The sequence below is a fragment of the Thalassotalea hakodatensis genome (assembly GCF_030295995.1).
GTDB lineage: Bacteria > Pseudomonadota > Gammaproteobacteria > Enterobacterales > Alteromonadaceae > Thalassotalea_C > Thalassotalea_C hakodatensis.
In genome coordinates this window covers 1,943,214-1,961,720 of the sequence record NZ_AP027365.1, presented here as the reverse complement: position 1 = coordinate 1,961,720, position 18,507 = coordinate 1,943,214, and the positions used below count along the sequence as shown (strand labels likewise).

The 18,507-nt window shown below is 38.0% G+C and carries 14 protein-coding genes, 1 pseudogene and 1 riboswitch; of the genes and pseudogenes, 5 read left to right on the top strand and 10 right to left on the bottom strand.

Features of this window, described 5'->3' with window-relative positions; all coding sequences use genetic code 11:
* Positions 1 to 14: 14 nt before the first annotated feature.
* From uvrC to QUE72_RS08575, 3 genes are all read right to left on the bottom strand, one after another.
* Positions 15 to 1,856 carry an excinuclease ABC subunit UvrC gene (gene uvrC, locus QUE72_RS08585; protein WP_286272769.1) on the bottom strand — a complete coding sequence of 614 codons (1,842 nt, stop codon included), beginning with the start codon at positions 1,854 to 1,856 and terminating at the stop codon, positions 15 to 17.
* Positions 1,857 to 1,862: 6 nt separating this feature from the next.
* Positions 1,863 to 2,507 (bottom strand): UvrY/SirA/GacA family response regulator transcription factor, encoded by a 645-nt coding sequence (uvrY, locus tag QUE72_RS08580; protein ID WP_074498048.1) that lies wholly within the window; start codon positions 2,505 to 2,507, stop codon positions 1,863 to 1,865.
* Positions 2,508 to 2,653: 146 nt separating this feature from the next.
* Positions 2,654 to 2,902 carry a hypothetical protein gene (locus QUE72_RS08575; protein ID WP_074498051.1) on the bottom strand — a complete coding sequence of 83 codons (249 nt, stop codon included), beginning with the start codon at positions 2,900 to 2,902 and terminating at the stop codon, positions 2,654 to 2,656.
* Positions 2,903 to 3,085: 183 nt separating this feature from the next.
* On the opposite strand from QUE72_RS08575, the gene fabA reads away from it, so the two are divergent.
* A complete protein-coding gene (gene fabA, locus QUE72_RS08570) occupies positions 3,086 to 3,601 on the top strand; it encodes a bifunctional 3-hydroxydecanoyl-ACP dehydratase/trans-2-decenoyl-ACP isomerase (RefSeq protein ID WP_074498053.1) in 516 nt (171 codons plus the stop codon).
* 137 nt (positions 3,602 to 3,738) lie between these two features.
* On the opposite strand, the gene QUE72_RS08565 is transcribed toward fabA, so the two are convergent.
* Complete coding sequence (locus tag QUE72_RS08565) at positions 3,739 to 4,917, bottom strand: cystathionine beta-lyase (protein ID WP_074498055.1); 1,179 nt, start codon at positions 4,915 to 4,917, stop codon at positions 3,739 to 3,741.
* A gap of 133 nt (positions 4,918 to 5,050) precedes the next feature.
* Positions 5,051 to 7,495 (bottom strand): DNA polymerase II, encoded by a 2,445-nt coding sequence (locus QUE72_RS08560; RefSeq protein WP_286272765.1) that lies wholly within the window; start codon positions 7,493 to 7,495, stop codon positions 5,051 to 5,053.
* A 108-nt stretch (positions 7,496 to 7,603) separates the two neighbouring features.
* Here QUE72_RS08560 and dinG point away from each other — a divergent pair, with 108 nt between their 5' ends.
* Positions 7,604 to 9,706, top strand: a complete 2,103-nt coding sequence (gene dinG / locus QUE72_RS08555; protein WP_286272763.1) for an ATP-dependent DNA helicase DinG — start codon at positions 7,604 to 7,606, stop codon at positions 9,704 to 9,706.
* Between the two features lie 11 nt (positions 9,707 to 9,717).
* Here the strand turns inward: dinG and QUE72_RS08550 are convergent, their stop codons facing one another.
* From QUE72_RS08550 to pdsO, 3 genes are all read right to left on the bottom strand, one after another.
* Positions 9,718 to 10,341, bottom strand: coding sequence for a hypothetical protein (locus QUE72_RS08550; protein ID WP_286272762.1), 624 nt, complete (start codon positions 10,339 to 10,341; stop codon positions 9,718 to 9,720).
* A 119-nt stretch (positions 10,342 to 10,460) separates the two neighbouring features.
* Positions 10,461 to 11,336, bottom strand: a complete 876-nt coding sequence (locus QUE72_RS08545) for an MBL fold metallo-hydrolase (RefSeq protein WP_286272761.1) — start codon at positions 11,334 to 11,336, stop codon at positions 10,461 to 10,463.
* A 112-nt stretch (positions 11,337 to 11,448) separates the two neighbouring features.
* Entirely contained in the window at positions 11,449 to 12,234 is a 786-nt protein-coding gene (gene pdsO, locus QUE72_RS08540; RefSeq protein WP_074498064.1) for a sortase-associated OmpA-like protein PdsO, read from the bottom strand.
* 197 nt (positions 12,235 to 12,431) lie between these two features.
* Between pdsO and pdsR the strand changes: the two genes are divergently transcribed.
* Both pdsR and pdsS read left to right on the top strand, forming a co-directional pair.
* Complete coding sequence (pdsR, locus tag QUE72_RS08535; RefSeq protein ID WP_074498102.1) at positions 12,432 to 13,139, top strand: proteobacterial dedicated sortase system response regulator; 708 nt, start codon at positions 12,432 to 12,434, stop codon at positions 13,137 to 13,139.
* Complete coding sequence (gene pdsS / locus QUE72_RS08530; RefSeq protein WP_286272759.1) at positions 13,139 to 15,292, top strand: proteobacterial dedicated sortase system histidine kinase; 2,154 nt, start codon at positions 13,139 to 13,141, stop codon at positions 15,290 to 15,292. The genes pdsR and pdsS overlap by 1 nt, the downstream gene beginning before the upstream one ends.
* 14 nt (positions 15,293 to 15,306) lie before the next feature.
* Here the strand turns inward: pdsS and queE are convergent, their stop codons facing one another.
* Positions 15,307 to 15,981: a 7-carboxy-7-deazaguanine synthase QueE gene (gene queE, locus QUE72_RS08525; protein WP_286272757.1), complete on the bottom strand. Its 675-nt coding sequence runs from the start codon at positions 15,979 to 15,981 to the stop codon at positions 15,307 to 15,309.
* Between the two features lie 67 nt (positions 15,982 to 16,048).
* On the opposite strand from queE, the pseudogene queC reads away from it, so the two are divergent.
* Positions 16,049 to 16,732: pseudogene (gene queC / locus QUE72_RS08520) on the top strand (7-cyano-7-deazaguanine synthase QueC); the annotation flags it as partial.
* Between the two features lie 45 nt (positions 16,733 to 16,777).
* Here queC and lysC read toward each other — a convergent pair.
* Positions 16,778 to 18,130 (bottom strand): lysine-sensitive aspartokinase 3, encoded by a 1,353-nt coding sequence (gene lysC, locus QUE72_RS08515; protein ID WP_286272756.1) that lies wholly within the window; start codon positions 18,128 to 18,130, stop codon positions 16,778 to 16,780.
* Positions 18,131 to 18,269: 139 nt separating this feature from the next.
* Positions 18,270 to 18,456: riboswitch (Lysine riboswitch) on the bottom strand.
* Positions 18,457 to 18,507 lie beyond the last annotated feature (51 nt).

The window sequence follows — 18,507 nt, the reverse complement described above, 5'->3', positions numbered from 1 at the left end:
TTACACAACTGGGGTTAATTGTCATGTAAAGCATTATAAATAGTTTCAGCAAGTGAGTTACTGATCCCAGGTACTTTAGCTAAGGTATTTTTATCCGCGGCCTGTACTTCTTGCAAGCCGCCAAGAAATTTCAATAATGCCTGCCGTTTTTTAGCGCCTATACCCGGTATTGTTTCTAATGTAGACTTTTTACTGACTTTTTGTCTTTTAGCACGATGTCCTGCAATAGCAAATCGGTGTGATTCATCACGAATATGCTGCACTAGATGCAATGCGGGTGACGTACCAGGCAAAGAGATTAATTGATGCGTACCTGCTAATATAAGTGTTTCTAACCCTGGCTTTCTAGACTCACCTTTGGCAACCCCAACTAATAAAGGCGTATTATTTAAATTGAGCTCAGCAAAAAACTGTTCTGCTTTAGCCAGTTGACCTTTACCACCATCAATAAACACAATATCTGGTAAATTATCTTCGTTAGTCAGTTTTCCATAGCGTTTATTTAAAGCAAAAGCCATTGCAGCGTAGTCATCACCTGGGGTAATGCCAACAACATTGTATCGACGATAATCGCTTTTTAGCGGCCCTTCTCTATTGAAGACTACATTAGATGCAATAGTTTGTTGCCCCATGGTATGACTGATATCAAAACATTCAATACGTTGAATTCCATTCCCCATTTCAAATACTTCATTTAATGCATCAAATCGACTTTGCATTGATTCTTTATGAGCATTTTTACTTTGCAAAGCAATTTGTGCATTAGTGTTTGCAAGCTTAATGTATTGCGCACGTTCAGATTTAACCCGGTAAGACATTTTCACATCGAACCCTGCTTGTTGCATTAATAATTCAGCTAAATGTTGACTGTTTTCTATTTTAAAAGGCACCACAACTTCTTTAGGTGTATTACCTGTTTCTAATGAGTTGCCAAAATAATGTTGTTGAATAAACGCTTCAATAACTTCTTGGTCATCGGTATCAGAAGGTACGGTCGGAAAATAACTTTTACTGCCTAAAATTTTATGTTCACGAATAAATAGTAAATGAATACACACTTGAGAATGATGGCGATAATAGCCTATTACATCCAATTCAGCCGCAATACCACTAACAAATTGTTGCTGCTGTACTTTTCTCAATGTAGAAATTTGATCTCTAAAACGCGCTGCTTTTTCAAATGCTAATTCAGCACTTGCATGTTCCATTTTATCTACCAAATCTGCGATTACATCAGAACTTTTTCCTCGCAGGAACAATTTTGCCAGATTCACTTGTTCTTGGTAGTCAGACTCGCTAATTTTATCTACACATGGCGCGGAGCACCTGCCTAATTGGTATTGTAAACAAGGTCGACTACGGGCACGATAATAGCTATCTTCACATTGACGTATAGGAAACAACTTCTGCATTAAACGTAAGCTTTCCCATACTGCGCCCGCGCTTGGGTACGGGCCAAAGTAGTCTCCTTTTACTTTTTTACCACCGCGGTGCAATCCAAGTTTTGGATGTTTATGATCAGTAATTAACAAATAGGGATAAGATTTATCATCTCTTAATAAAATATTGTACTTAGGAAGGTACTTTTTAATGTAATTATTTTCTAAAATTAACGCTTCAGCTTCCGTATTGGTGACGGTTACATCAATTGCTGAAATTTGTTTAACTAAAGCACGCGTTTTATTACTGCCTACGTCTTTTCTAAAGTAGCTTGAAAGGCGTTTTTTAAGGTGTTTCGCTTTACCAACGTAAATGACCGTACGTTTATCATCATACATACGGTAAACGCCTGGCTGCTCGGTTACCGAGGCCAGGAAGGCTTTATATTCAAATGTGGTTGATTGTTCTTGAGACAAAACAAATTAAAGCGTTTCGGTTTTTAACATTCCATGCCTAATAGCAAGGTGAGTAAGTTCAACGTCATTACTAACATTTAACTTTTCAAACATACGATACCGATAGCTGTTAATCGTTTTAGTACTTAAAATTAATTGTTCTGATATATCAGGTACTTTTTCACCCCGAGTGATCATCAGCATAATTTGAAGTTCACGTTCAGATAATACATTAAACGGGTTTTCATCAGGTGATTTAAACTGATTTAGTGCCATTTGCTGCGCAATTGCTGGTGTGAGGTATCGTTGACCACTGTTTACTGCTCTAATGGCGTTTACCATTTCATCTGAGCCAGCGCCTTTCGTTAAGTAACCTGCGGCACCTATTTGCATCACCTTTGTAGGAATAGGGTCTTCACAATACACCGTTAACACGATCACTTTAACATCTGGTGCGTAGCGAATTATTTTCTTTGTCGCTTCTAAGCCACCAATACCAGGCATATTCATGTCCATTAACACAACGTTTGGCTCATCCTTGCGGCAAAAAGCAACAGCTTCTTCACCTGTTTGACACTCGCCTACAACCTTCAGACCTTTTACGTCATCAAGTATTCTTCTAATACCTGTGCGTACTAATTCGTGATCATCTACTAATAAAACGTTAATCAAAGGACAAATACCTTACTCATATTAATAAAATTGCGTATTTTAAAGCCCGTTAAGAATATAGCGAAAGCCAAGCCAACACAACGGAAAAAATAGCACTCTAGCGTATTTTATTTAACTTATTGGTCAATTATAGCCGAGTACGTGGTTTATAAATTATTTTTTTTCAGCCAGCTATTAAGTAATGCAATTTGACCATTTTTATATGCCGCATATGTCAAACGAATGGCATTACTCATAATAATACTATCATTCCAACCTGTTTGTTCTGTGATTAACTGATAGCATTCTTTTGCTTCTTGCGTCATGTATCCACGTATTTCTTGTTTTCCTCGCTCTTTTTGACGTTCGCGATACCGCTTTTGTTTCTCTGCGTTAGATAAAGGCTCTTTTTTCATTTTATTCAACTTGTTAGCTTAATATATATTAACCAAAATTCGGTTATGCGTTACCGAATTTTAACTGTAGAACCACCTTTTAACAAACAAATAATAAAAAATTTAACTGTTCAGAGTTGTTTAGTGTACAAGTGTTCGCTAAAGTAGCGCCTTTGAAATTTAGACCAACACATTGAAAAGCTAATGGCACAACAAAACTCATATACTAAAGAAGAGCTCGTTTTAGCGGGTACAACAGACTTTTTCGGTGAAGGGAATAGTAAATTACCTGCTGATAACATGTTAATGATGGATCGTATCAAATTAATCACAGATGAAGGTGGTTTGTACGGTAAAGGTGAAATCATCGCAGAACTTGATATTACTCCTGACCTTTGGTTTTTTGATTGTCACTTTAAAGGTGACCCTGTAATGCCTGGTTGTTTAGGTTTAGATGCAATGTGGCAGCTTGTTGGTTTTCATCTTGCTTGGTCAGGTGGTCCTGGTCGTGGTCGTGCTTTAGGTGTCGGTGAAGTGAAGTTTACCGGTCAAATATTACCTACCGCTAAAAAAGTCACTTATAAAATTAACCTAAAGCGCGTTATTAAACGCAAACTCTTTATGGGTATTGCTGACGGAAGTGTTTCTGTTGATGGTAAAGAAATTTACACTGCTAAAGATTTGAAAGTAGGTTTATTCGCAGACACGTCTGCTTTCTAAATAATAGATTTACAATCGCTAACGTTAAATATATTAATATAAACGTTGGGATAAGATGAAATATTAAGGCCAAGTCATGACTTGGCCTTTTTTTGTATTTTTCTTTAATAATCTAAAGTGAAATGCTTACCTTAACGTTATCGCTCGTTAAGCGATGCAGCTAAACGTTCAAAGCCGTTGGCAAGATCTTCAATTAAATCATCAGGATCTTCTAAGCCAATATGCAGCCGAATAATAGGTTTTTGATAGGCTACTTTGGTTGCTGTTCTTAGTCGTTCAACATTATTCGCTAGAATTAAGCTTTCAAATCCTCCCCATGAAAAGCCCATTTTAAAATGGTGCATCCCATCTAAAAACTCATTCATGGCGGCAGTATCTCCAATGTTTAAAACAAATGAAAATAAACCATTCGAACCGGTAAAATCACGTTTAAAGAATTCATGACCAGGGCATGATTCAAACGATGGGTGTAATACCGTCTCAACTTCTTCACGAGCAGCTAACCAATGGGCTACTTTTAATGCATTCTCTTGGTGTTGCTTTAACCTAACACCTAAGGTGCGTATACCCCGTAAGGCTAAATATAAATCATCAGGCGAAGTACATTGCCCCATTAAATAACTGTTTTCACGCAATTTAGGCCAAAATTCTTCACTGGCTACCGCAGTGCCTAGCATCACATCAGAGTGACCAACAATATATTTGGTAGCCGCTTGAACAGAAATATCAACACCATGGGCAAATGGGTCAAAAAATATGCCAGCAGACCATGTATTATCAAGCATAACAATACAATCATGTTGATGAGCCACTTTTGCAATACTTGGTACGTCTTGAATTTCCATAGTGATTGAACCAGGTGATTCCAAGAATATTAAGCGAGTATTTTCTTTTATAAGTGATTCAATGCCAGCGCCAATTAACGGATCATAATAGGTTGTTTCAACACCAAACTTTGCTAATACGTTTTCACAAAAGTCACGAGTAGGTTCATACGTAGTATCAACCATTAAAATGTGGTCACCTGCTGAAACAAAGGCAAGTATAGCATTAGTGATTGCCGCGGTTCCCGAAGGATAAAGTGCACAACCTGCTCCACCTTCAAGCTCAATCATCGCATCTTGAAAAGCAAACGCTGTTGATGTGCCTCGGCGTCCGTAGAATAACGTTTGATTACCGCGATTAGCCGCGGCTTGCTTCATCTGCTTTACTGAATCAAATACTACCGTAGAAGCACGCTCAACGGGTGGGTTTACTACACCACGCGTCCATTTACTGCTTCGACCCGCATTAATAATTTTGGTCTGTTTCTTCATATTACTCACTTTTCTTTATAGCTATCTAGCCATCTAAACACAACATACTGGTAATTTAACTGAAACGCACGTTATTTTTCAGTTAGTTCTGTTATTAGTTAATCATTAGCAATCTATGGTAAAAGTTATACATTCAAAATAGCGATTGCTGAGGAGCCACTATTTGATCGAAAGATTCTCCGATAAACGGCAAAATAGCATCAGCAACAGCAGCTAATTGACGATCAATATACAACTGATAATCCATTGGTGCATTTACGTAGCCAACAACTTGTGGCCCCGATGTGGTTAATACATATTCAACCCAACCTTTATTTTGAAATCGTAGCGCTCTACCCTGTTGACTATTTATCTCATCGGCTGCACGTGCCGCTTTTATATGCGGTGGCACATTTTTGACATACAAGTGTAGTTTTCGACGAATACGTTTACGATATACCAATAGATGATCCAGCTCACCTTTTAAGGTTTGTTGCACAATACTGCGAACATAATCGATAACGGGTTCATCATTAAACACTTTACTATACAACGACTTTTGAAACTGTTTAGCAAGGGGAGTCCAGTCAGAGCGTACACTTTCTAACCCTTTAAAAATAATACTTTCAGTACCTTTTTTATTTACAATGCCGGCATATCGCTTTTTAGTGCCAACTTCTTGTCCTCTAATCGTAGGCATAAAAAATTTAATAAAATGGGTTTCAAATTCAATTTCTAATTGGCTGGTAATCTTGTATTTACGAGTTAGCTCTTCTTGCCAACGTTGATTAATCAAATCAGCAAGTTCATCTCCTTTTACTTTGCAAGCAGCTTGATCAAGATCATCAGGTACACTGACAAAAATAGAGTCTGTATCACCATATATAACTTGAAACCCTCTCTGTTCAATCCAACGTTTCGTCGTTTTTAGTAATTCATGACCACGTTTCGTAATAGAACTTGCGAGTCGAGGGTCAAAAAATCGACAACCGGTTGAACCTAATATACCGTAAAAGGAATTCATAATAATTTTGATCGCTTGTGAAAGCGCATCATTATGTTCAGCTTTTGCTTTGTCACGTTCAGACCATAATTCTTCAATAATATCGGGCAGAAAGTGTTTATCTCGGGAAAAATATGCACCGTCAAAACCTTCTATACTATGGTCAATATCGAGTAATCCTTCCACCATCCCCATGGGATCAATGTTAAAGGTACGAATAATACTGGGATACAAACTTTTAAAATCGAGGACCAATACGTTTTTATACAGTCCAGGTATTGAATTCATCACAAAGCCACCCGGCGACACTAACCCTTTCATTCCGTCGCCTAAATTAGGTGCAATATAACCAGCTCGATGTAACTTAGGCAAATAAAGGTTGGTAAATGCAGCAACTGATCCCCCTATTCTGTCAATTGATAAGCCAGTTAATTCAGCACGCAGTTTAGCAAACGATAACAAGTCAGTATGTTCAAATATCTGCAACACTAGTGCACAATCTTGCATGTTGTAGGCTGCTAAGGCTAATTTATCATGATGAAAATTATCAATGATTTCAGCCACTCGATTTTCAACATCTTCAACTTTTTTTCCAACACCGAGTAACTCTGTTGCCACGGAATCTAATGAAAAGCTACTAAAAGAATACGTTGCCGTTCTTAGTAAATCGATTCCGTCTATGATCACACGACCATTAATATCAATAAAAAGCTGCTCACTTGCGCGATTTTTCCTCCATCGTGGTTGTTTACCATCTCGTCCAATTGAAAACGTTAATCGATATAAGTCGAATCGTTGTTGTAAAATTTGAAAATCAAAGTTAATAACATTCCAACCAATAACAATATCGGGATCATATTCATGAAACCAACGGATAAGTGCTTGAAGTAACGCCTTTTCATTTGCGCACCAGACAATCTGCGGGTAGATATGACTCGCTTCATCTGTAGAGAGTTTATTAGAGTAACAACCAGTATTTTCACCGATCATCAGTACTGTTTTCACTGATTCTTGCTGATCAGACTCTAAATAAAGACCTATAGAAAATAATTCACCTTTTAGCGTGCATTCAATATCTAATGAAACAACTGAAAACGACACAGGAAAACGTAATTTACCTTCAACTAAAGACCTCGCTTTAACACCAGTAAATACAGGAGGACTACCTAACTGTTCATCAATTGATGATTGACATATAAACTCTACATTGGCGGTAATAAAGCGTTCCATCAAATACCGTTCATCTGGCCTAATATCATCTTCATAACGTTTAATATCATGATTTAATAGCACTTCACGGGCACGATAAAAGTGCTGCATTGAATTAAAATAGAACCCCGTGACTTGTTGCTGTTGAAAGGTTTTTAATGTTAACGGAGTAATTTTATTAACCGTTATTGCAGCCGCTTTTAGCAGAGCAAGAGACTTATCAACGTTTTCATTTTCGATAAAAAATAACGCCTGTTCATCATAAATATTGATACAACTAACGCCATCTTTGCTTTTTATCCAGTAAGATAAAACGATACCTGCTTGACTGTCGTAAGCCTGCCTCGTCAAAATAAAGCCTTTAATAGTTTTACACGATTGCAGCAAATAAAATCCTTAAAGTGTTATCAATCGCACCAGCGAACTGGTAATATATACAGCATTGTAAATTAAATTGACGCTAGAATAAACCGTCTCAGGGAGTTAAAGCTTTCTATGCTTTCCGATAATATAAAACAAGCAATACGAACAGCTTACAAAGCATTCGGTGAACACCTAGAGAACTTCAATCCTAGAAAACAACAAACCTTTTTAATTGCAGAAATAGCAAAAACGCTTGCAGGAGAATACAGCAAAGATCGTAAAATAATCGCGATAGAAGCAGGTACTGGTACAGGTAAATCACTTGCGTATTCCTTAGGCGCTATTCCACTGGCTAAAGCGAAAGACAAAAAAATATGTATTTCAACAGCAACCGTCGCATTGCAAGAACAACTAGTGGAGAAAGACTTACCTTTTTTAAAGCAACATAGCGGCATTGATTTTTCATTCACACTGGTAAAAGGTCGACAGCGCTATGTATGCCGACAAAAATTAACTGCAGCAGTAAGCGCGCAAGACACCCCACAGCCCGGTTTTACCTTCGCTGAAAAACCCTCTGAGCGTGACATAACACTTTTAAAACAATTGCATAAAGCTTTAATGGAAAATCACTGGCAAGGTGATAGAGATTCATGGACAGATCCTATTCCGCATCATATTTGGCAACTTATTCAGTCTGATAAATACAGCTGTTTAAGAAATGTAGCTGATCATACGCATTGTCCGTTTCATAAAGCACGAGAAACCATGGATAACAGCGATGTGTTAGTGATTAACCACAGTTTGCTCTTGGCAGATCTTGAAATGGGTGGTGGTAAAATTTTACCTGATCCAGAAGATACTTATTATATTATTGACGAAGCGCACCACCTACCGAAAATAACCCGTGATCACGCCAGTGCTGCAATTGCCTTAAAAGGTGCAACAGAATGGCTAGATAAACTTAAAGAGTTAGCGGATAAAATGGCAAAGCTAATCAAGTCGCAAAGTGCTATTTCACCGTCATTAAAACTAGCAGATGACTGCACAGATCTCCTCACTGATTTACAAAAAGTTCTTACCTTCATTGATGCTAACAAAAGCATCTATTTTGTGCCTAATAAGCGTACTAAGTTTTCTACAGACAAAGACAATACCGTTTATCGTTTTGAACATGGTGTGCTGCCTAAGGCTATAAAGCAACCCGCAGAAGATTTAGAAGAGCTTAGTAAAAAATGTTTAAACCACGCGAATAAATTATATTTTCTGTTAATGGAAGCGGTAAAAGACGGTGAAGTAGCAAGTTATTTAGCCGAACCTCTATTATCAGAGTATGGTTTTTTAAGTCAGCGACTAGAAAACTTTCATGCCTTATGGGCTATGTATGCAAAAGTTGATAGTGAGAAAGCAGCACCGGTTGCTCGTTGGTGTGAATTAACTGAACATAAAAAACTTGATTACTTATTAGCAGCATCCCCCATTGAAGTAGGCTTTACCTTGGAAGATAAGTTATGGTCTAAATGTGAAGGAGCTGTACTTTGCTCTGCAACCATAATGGCGTTAAATTCATTTGATCATTTCCGCCGACAAGTAGGCCTAAGTAATACTGATGGTACCCAGTATCAAAAGGTGGACTCGCCTTTTGATTATCAACAGTGCGCACAATTGAAAATAATTGATACTGAATACGAGCCAAGTGATGAACGCTTTACCGATGAATTAATTCGAAGGCTACCAGAACTGATTGCCCAAGATATGGCAACGTTAGTGTTATTCTCATCTTACTGGCAGATGGAAACTGTCGCTAAAGCACTGCGTGAAAAAAATAAATTGTCTATTTTGGTTCAAGGCGAGCAATCAAGACAACACATCATTGATAGTCACAAAAAGTACTGTAACAGCAATAAAAGCAGCATTGTTTTTGGCACACAAAGCTTCTCAGAAGGGCTTGATCTGCCGGGTAAATATCTTACAAACTTAATTATCACCAAACTCCCCTTTTCTGTACCAACAAGCCCGGTAGAAGAAGCTCACGCTGAATATGTTAGCGCGAAAGGCGGGAATCCTTTTATGTCGATTAGTGTCCCTGAAGCCAGCAAAAAGTTAATACAAGCGACAGGCCGGTTATTAAGGAATGAAAAAGACACGGGTATTATTACCATTTTAGACAAGCGGTTAAAAACTAAACGCTATGGGCAAGATCTACTCAATGCCTTGCCGCCTTATAAACGAGGTTAATTATTGAATAGCTAGGGTCTGTTGATCGACCCTTTTGGATACGGCCCTATATCTTCAATAGCTAAGGCTAATGCTTTCTCTATGTCGGGCATCAACGCTTGATGTCTTTTATGTAAATAATGATAGCCTTCAATAGTTATTAACTCAGCTGTTTGATATTGTTTTTCAGGCAGGTCAACATAACTCCCGAAGTCATCTGATGTAATTGTTAATATATAATCAAGGCGTTTACGCGAAAACATTTCAGCTACTTTTCCCGCTGAGGCAATTTCATAAATATTCGCTTTTTTATCAGCCATAAAGACTTTAGTAACATTTACTCCAGCGACTGTACCTATAGTTTTTCTTTTTTGATTAACAATAGATGGATCACAGACAACATCAATTTGGCAAAATAACATTAATTTACCTGTGGCTAAAACAATAGGTACACGAATAAATTCAGGGATAGCATGCTCTACTAAAGAAGTACGTATTGTTAATGCATCAATATTGCCTTTATTGGCTTCAATCGCCCCTCTTCCTGGAGGTAATTGCATAAAAGTAATGCGAAAATCTAAATGGTTATAAGCATGCTCTACATAATTCTTATACCAAAGCACAACAGGTGAATCATTAACAACGCTAATTTTCATTGATTTTTGCTCTGCAGTAGCACTAGGTTGGCAAAGGAATAAAACCATGATTAACAATGTATAAAAACATCGCATTCTTGCGGCCCCCGTAACTTCCGTGTGTTTAGTGAGTATAGTCGCTACTTTATAACATGCTTACTCTTGGGAATTAAAAAATAATCTTTTGTGTATTCGTCAAGTCGTTTCGGAGGGGTTTTAGGTACATGAATGCCTATATGCTTATCAGCATTTAATACATTAAACAAAATATCTCGCCCTTGAGCAGACATAAAAAACCAATAAGGTGGGAAGTTCACATTCACACGTGTTTTAGACCAATGTGATTTGTACGGTATATAATGTTGGATATCAGGGTCTGCATCTCCCATATGCATAATGGTTTTACCATTATTAAACGTCACTCTGAACACTAAGTTTTCTACATCTGCCCTTGCCGGCCAACCAGCATGTGGGATCCTCACCGCATCAACCGTTAAATATTTTCCGTTATATGTCCATGGGTTACTGTTAAGCGTTAAATCAATAGAATGCAGTTGTTTAGCTTCAATATTTGCTGTTTGATTAGTTCGCTGTTCAATGTGTTTTATCGCCTGCTTAGCAGCAAAAAGTGAAACATTTGTGTTAGTAGCTAGATACTTTATCATCATGTCTGCGTCAAAATGATCTCGATGCGCATGACTTATAAAGATTGCGCTAATATCGTCAAAAGGAGGCTTGTTTTGCATAATTGCCGTTATTAAATGTTCTGGCACTTGCTGATAAATACCAAAGTCATGACTAAAGAATGGATCAAATAGTATTTTCTCATTGCCTGATTCGATAAATAGCGCTTCATTACCCAAATAAGTAATGATGGTTTGATTGTCTATCTTATGCTTATCAATAACAAATTGTTTTTTGCTTTGATGCTGTTCATAAACATCATGGCTATATGCTCCGCCACTTAAGCAAATTATTACCCAACTCAAAACACCACAGACATTACATTTGATCATTTGCTTATCACATTACGTTTGATTTTGAATTTATTAACGTAACACAAGCAAGTAAAAAAACCAGAGCATTGCACTCTGGTTTAGGCTTGATCAAACTGTCATTACACCTCCTTTAATTACTGACCGTTTTAATGCTAGTGTTTGAATCGTTTGAGTGTTGAAGCTTGATAACTACACGGCGGTCATAAAAACTCACCTGGTTTTCATTACTGGCTACCACAGGCGCTTGCTCACCAAAAGCAAATAAATTAATTCTATCTGCTGCGATCCCTCGATCTATCAATGCTTTTTTCACCGCATTTACGCGAGCAATTGACAGTGCTTTGTTACGCGCTTCGCTGCCTTGTAAGTCTGTATAACCAGATAAATCCACTTTAATTGTCGGAGACATTGCTAATAATTTCGCTAATGCATCAATTTGACTTTTATAATGCGGTTTTAACGCGCTTTCACCTGTGGAGAATTGAATACTCATTAATAAATTTTCCGCTTGAAGTTGCGAAGCATTATGCTGCTGCTGTTGCATTGCCATCAGCTCTTGTTGATACTCTTGCTCAGCTACTTGCAATTTTTGTTGATAGTTTTTCATTGCCTGTTGGTAATTTGATTGTGTTTGGTTCAATTTCACCGTTAAGCCCTCACGCTGTTCATTTGCGTTATAATGCTTTGCTGCAAAAGCGCCAACAGCACTTGAAACGATTGCACCCAATGGCCCTGCCACAATAGCGCCAATTACAGCACCTGAACCAAAGCCAATATGTACATTTTGTTTTTCTTCTTCATGAGTTAATAATTTCACTTCATCATTAGATTCAGCAGCAAACGATTGTGGAACAATTAAAGCACCAAGTGTTAAAGCGATGACTGCATTCTTTTTTACTGTGTTGTGAGTTTTCATTAGCATTTCCTGTTTTGGGTCATTAAGTATCTTTTCGATAGAAGTTATTTAACCAAAAGAATCAGGCAATTAAGCGTAGCTAACATGGCAATGTGACGATCAAATGTGGCAACAATATGGCAATTAACAATTTTTCGCGATTTTACCGAAAAAGTTTTATATAGTGCACACATTAAGAACTAGATGAGATGCCAATATTGAAGCATATAGCTATTGTTGAAGATGAAGCGGCAATTCGTGAAAATTACGCAGAAGTATTAAGAGCACAAGGCTACCAAGTACAAACGTATGCCAATAGAACTACCGCTACTCAAGCATTTAACATAAAACTACCACAACTTGTTATTTTAGATATCGGATTAGAACAAGAATACGATGGTGGTTTTACCCTATGCCAATGGCTTCGCAGCATTTCTGAAACATTGCCTATTATCTTTTTAACCGCCAGAGATAACGATGTTGATACCGTATCAGGGTTACGGATTGGTGCTGATGATTATTTAACAAAAGATATTAGTTTACCCCATTTAACAGCACGCATCGCAGCGATTTTTCGACGATTAGAAGTACAAAATAAACCCACCAAAGAAGATCACCTTTTATTGATTGGTCAGTTAACAATAGATAGCCAACGCATGACCGTAAAGTGGCAAGATAGTTATGTTGATTTAACTATCACTGAATTTTGGATGGTACACGCATTAGTAAAAACCCCAGGACATGTTAAAAATCGGCAACAACTGATGCAAGATTCTAAAATATTTGTCGACGATAGTACTATCACCTCTCATATAAAGCGTATTCGCAAAAAATTTATGCAAATTGATGTTCACTTTGACTGTATAGAAACGGTTTACGGTATGGGTTATCGTTGGAATGAACCTAAACCATCAGTGAGCAACTAATGGCAATACGTTTTGGTTTACGCAGCAAGTTATTATTGCTATCAAGCTTTTTGGTAACGATTCCTTGGTTTGGTTATCAGTACGTATGGGAAATGGAAAAATATTTACGTTTTGGCCAAGAGCAAACCATTTTAGGTACAGCTCGTGCGCTAGCAACAGCATTACACGAACGACCGAATCTTTTTAATAACCAAGCAAGTTTTTTACCCAGCGTAGAAAAAGGCAAAGACTTATATAGCTACCCTTTATCACAACCCATCAATTTAGATGGTCAGCATTTTGATTGGCCTGATTACCTAAATAAAGCTCATTATTATGGGGCTAGTAATGTACTGTATGATCAAAGCAAAGAGAATAATCTTTCGTTAAATTACACTGCAGCGGTTGGAAAATACGATAAATACCTTTATTTTTATTTAAGTGTTGTTGATGATACGGTCGTTTTCCGCAATCAAAATGCGATTAGTGTATTACTAAACGATCGCGTTGAGCTTGCTTTTATTAGCCCCAACGGTGAATTTCAACGTTATGTGATCAGTAATAAAAGCGCAGGATGGTTAGATGCTTTTCATTTAAAAGCCAATGAGAAATACCCAAGCCGTGCGCCATTCATTCAAGGAAAATGGCTAAACACTAATCAAGGCTACAATATAGAATTACGTATTCCATTAGATAATATTAGCGACACACTAGCCTTTGCTGTTCATGATGTTGATCAACCCTTTAGTGAAACAATAACAACGATTGCAAGTGCTGATACTACCAGTGCCGACACGCTAGGAACCATCTTAGTTCCCTCTCCAGAAATAGAGCGTATTGTTAAAGGCATGCGTTATACTCAGTCAAGTATTTGGGTAGTTGATCAACATAATCGCGTGCTTGCCCGTGCTGGTGATATAACCAATGCAGAAGGCCTTTGGCACAAAACGTCAGGGATAGCTGACCAAAATGAATGGCACAGCAAAATAAGTAAGTGGCTTACTCCTTTATTTGAAACACTGCTGACACAACCCCCTAAATATTTTGTCGACCAATTATATGATGCACAAAACCTCACTGGCGAACATATCGAATCTGCGCTACTTGGCACTCCAGAAAGCCAATGGCGATTATCGGCAGATAAAAAAGCTGTCATATTAACAGCAGCTCACCCTATTTATATTAACAATCAAGTAAAAGGTGCGGTTATTGTAGAAGAAACTAATAATGGTATTCGAACGGTTCGAAATCAAGCATTAGAAAAACTATTTACCAGCATTTTAGCCATCATGCTATTTGGTATTTTAGCGTTTTTCTTTTTTGCTAGCAGAATTACGAATCGTATCAGATCATTAAGAAATCAAGCGGAACAAGCCATCGACGAACATGGGCGCATTAAAACCTTAGTGCCTGCTGCAACAACGAATGACGAAATTGGTGACCTATCTCGCAGTTTTTCAACCGCGGTTAGCCGATTAAACCAATACAATCAATACCTTGAAAACATGTCATCTAGGCTTTCACATGAATTGCGCACACCCATTGCGATCGTGAGAACATCACTGGAGAATTTATCTCTGCAACCATTACCCGAAACAACAACAACAACGGTAGAAAGAGCACAAGGCGGTTTAACCCGATTGAATTTGATCTTAACCAACATGAGTGAAGCGACAAACTTAGCGCAAATGCTGAAAAACACAGACTATACTACGTTCGACATCATCAAAGTATTAGAAGGCTGCTTACAAGGCTATCAACAAATTTATACTCAACATGACATTAATTTTCACAATACTATTGATTCAGCCAACATCAATGGTTCACCGGAACATATTGCACAATTGCTCGATAAAGTGTTTTCAAATGCGGTTGAGTTTAGTATCGATCAGCAGATCACCGTTAGCACCGCAATTAAACAACAAAAATTTTACCTTTATGTCAGCAATAATGGTGAACATCTTCCTCAAGCAATGGCTGAGCGATTATTTGATTCTATGGTATCTATTCGTGAAAATCGTCAAGAACCAGAGCAAGATAAGCGCCCACACTTAGGACTAGGGCTATATATCGCCAGGCTAATTTGTGAATTTCATCAAGGAACTATAAAAGCTAGTGATCATCACAACCCCGCAGGTGTTACGATAACTATTGAATTACCTATTATTGATTAAGCTTTAAAAATTGCTTATTCAATTCCAATATATTTATGCACTTGAATGGATAAGCGCCAGTTATTTTCGATGCAAGTTTGAATGGCTAATTCAGTAGCGCGTTTTTTTTGGCTAATCGGCTGTAAATACACAGGTTTATCAGTGATATTATTCTTTTTTAACAATAGTTTTAAATCATCCACGTGCGCTTCTGTTGCTACAGGGTGTTTAATTTCATTAGCACGTTCCAGTGCACTTTTTAACACGGGATAGCCACCTTTCATATTTATCTTAGGTGAAACAGTGACCCAACAAGCATCAGTCGTTTTAATTTCAAACGTACCAGAGGTTTCAATTTGTGTTGAAAACCCCTGCTCTTCTAATGTATGACATAGGGGCGTTAAATCAACCATACAAGGCTCTCCGCCCGTAATAACAATATGACGCGCTTTGAAACCTTGTTCTTTAAAAACAGATAATATTTCTTGCTCTGTTAAATTAGCCCAACTGACAGATTCTTGTGGTTTATTGACCATATTGTCAACATCTACCTGATCAACAACGTCAATATCCCACGTATGCTTAGTGTCACACCAAGAGCAGCCAACAGGACACCCTTGCAACCTCAAAAAAATAGAAGGTTGGCCAGTAAAACTGCCTTCACCTTGGATAGTTTCAAATAATTCATTAATTTTATACGTAACACTCATATTGCTTTGCAGATTGCCTATTTAATGGTTAAACGAATTCAAGTAAAATGCGCAAGATTTCTATTATACCCTAGTGAGACAAAATATGAGTAACAAAGTCGTGGTAATTTATTCTGGCGGCATGGATTCGTTCACTGTATTAAATAAAGCGGTTCATGATGGTAAGCAAGTATTTGCCCTATCGTTTGATTATGGCCAACGCCATGTTAAAGAATTAGATTGCGCAGCAAGCGTTTGCGCTACACTAGGCATTAAACATAAAATAATTGATATATCGGCAATAAACCAATTATTAGCGGGATCTTCACTAACCGATGATATTGAGATCCCAGAAGGCCACTACGAAGAAGAATCAATGAAGTCAACGGTCGTACCTAACCGCAATATGATTTTGTTATCGATGGCCGTTGGCTATGCCGTTTCTGTTGGGGCTAGCCAAGTTTATTACGGTGCACACTCTGGTGACCACGCAATCTATCCAGATTGCCGTCCTGAGTTTGTACAGAAAATGAATGATGTCTGTCAAATTGCAAACTATGAAGCAGTGGAAATTTATAGCCCTTACTTAACGGTCACAAAAACAGATATTCTCACCGACGGATTATCAATGGGTTTAGATTATAGCCAAACATGGACTTGTTATAACGGACGAGAAAAAGCCTGTGGTAAATGTGGCGCTTGCCAAGAACGTTTAGAAGCATTTAGCGAAAATAAAACAACAGATCCTCTGCCTTATGAAATAAGTGCATAACGCTTATAAAAAATCAGCGCCGTGCAAAACTCGGCGCTGATTTTATCATGCAAAAGTGAACAAGTTCTTATGCAGTTGCTCTACCGCTAGGTTAGCTTGCTGTTCATCAACCAGAAAACACAGGTTATGTTCACTTGCGCCTTGGCAAATCATTCGTACATTAACACCAGATAATGCTTCAAAGATATCAGTTCCAACTCCATTTGTTTGATGGATATTGTTACCTACCACGGCAACTAATGACAAACCATGTTCTACGGTCACTTCACATAATTGTTCCAACTCTTCAACAACCGTTGAATTTAATAATGCTTGAGTTGAACCTGTAGGATTATCAAAGGTCATTGCAACACTAATTTCACTGGTAGTGATCAAATCAACACTTAATTCATGCTTTGCTAATACTGCAAACACTTTGGCTAAAAAGCCACTGGCATGCAACATAGCGGGGCTTTTCACTGTAACAAGCGTTTGTTCACGACGTAAGGCAATAGATCGATAGGTAGGTTTTGATGCGACGGTTTGCTGTATGCGTGTTCCGCCTTTCTCGGGTTCTTTGCTAGAACCAACAAAGACCGGAATGTTTTGACGCATCGCAGGAATTAAGGTAGCAGGATGTAAAATTTTAGCACCGAAGGTTGCCATTTCCGCCGCTTCGCCAAAGCTAATTTCCTTAATAGATCTCGCTTGATCCGTGATCCGCGGATCCGTGGTAAAAATACCCTCAACGTCTGTCCAAATGGCAAGATTATCAGCTTCAAGTGCTTCTGCTAGCAAGGCAGCACTATAATCAGAGCCACCTCTTCCAAGCGTTGTTGTGTAACCTGCATCATTTTGACCAATAAATCCTTGAGTAACCAGTACACTTGACTCAAGCTTAGGGGCTAAAAAAGTTGAAACGTTGGCTTTCAATTTTTCAAGATTTACCACCGCTTTTCCGTACAAGTCATTCGTTTTCATTACTTGACGAACATCAAAATACTGCCCGGGTAAACCTACTGATTGTAATACTTGCGCAAAAATTCTTGAGCTCATTTGTTCACCAAATGATAAAATTGCATCGGAAATACGCGCACTATGGTTTAACGCATTTGCACTGGCATAAGCAGCAAGCTCTTCTAGTAAAACAGAAATTTTTTGGTTTAGATCATCATGTACATCAAGGTGCTGAGTAATATTATATTGGATATTGCCTATGTTCGTGATGATTTCATTTTGTTCAGCAACAGGTACGTTTGGCTGTGATAAACGCACTAAATAGTTTGTGACACCTGCGCTTGCAGAGACAACAACCAGTTTATTGTCTGGATTGTTTTTTATGATATGAGCACAACGAAGCATTGCTTGATAATCAGCGACACTTGTTCCACCAAATTTTGCTACCGTTACTGATGTCATGACGACACCTCAACATCAAAAAAACGGCTAAAGTTTAACGTTAACATGTAAAAGGTCTCCCTATCTGCCATTGAGTTGGCGATTATTATTAAGGAAGAGCATGACTGAGAAGAAATTCGTGTGAAAATACCGATTCGTTTCAGCCAGAAGCCCTCCACCCCATCTGTTTTACAACAGAGGTGACAGCCCTAAGGATTCAACCTTAGTAACCGAACATTATTTTTCCACACAAAAATAAGTCCTCGGCGATAGTCCCCCTCATTAGCTATCATTGGAATAGTGGTTCCTAAAACTAACTACCTGGCTATCGCACCTCTTCTGGAGCCTCAAAATCGAGTAAATAGTCTAATTTTGAGGCGTCGTTATTAAACGTTAAA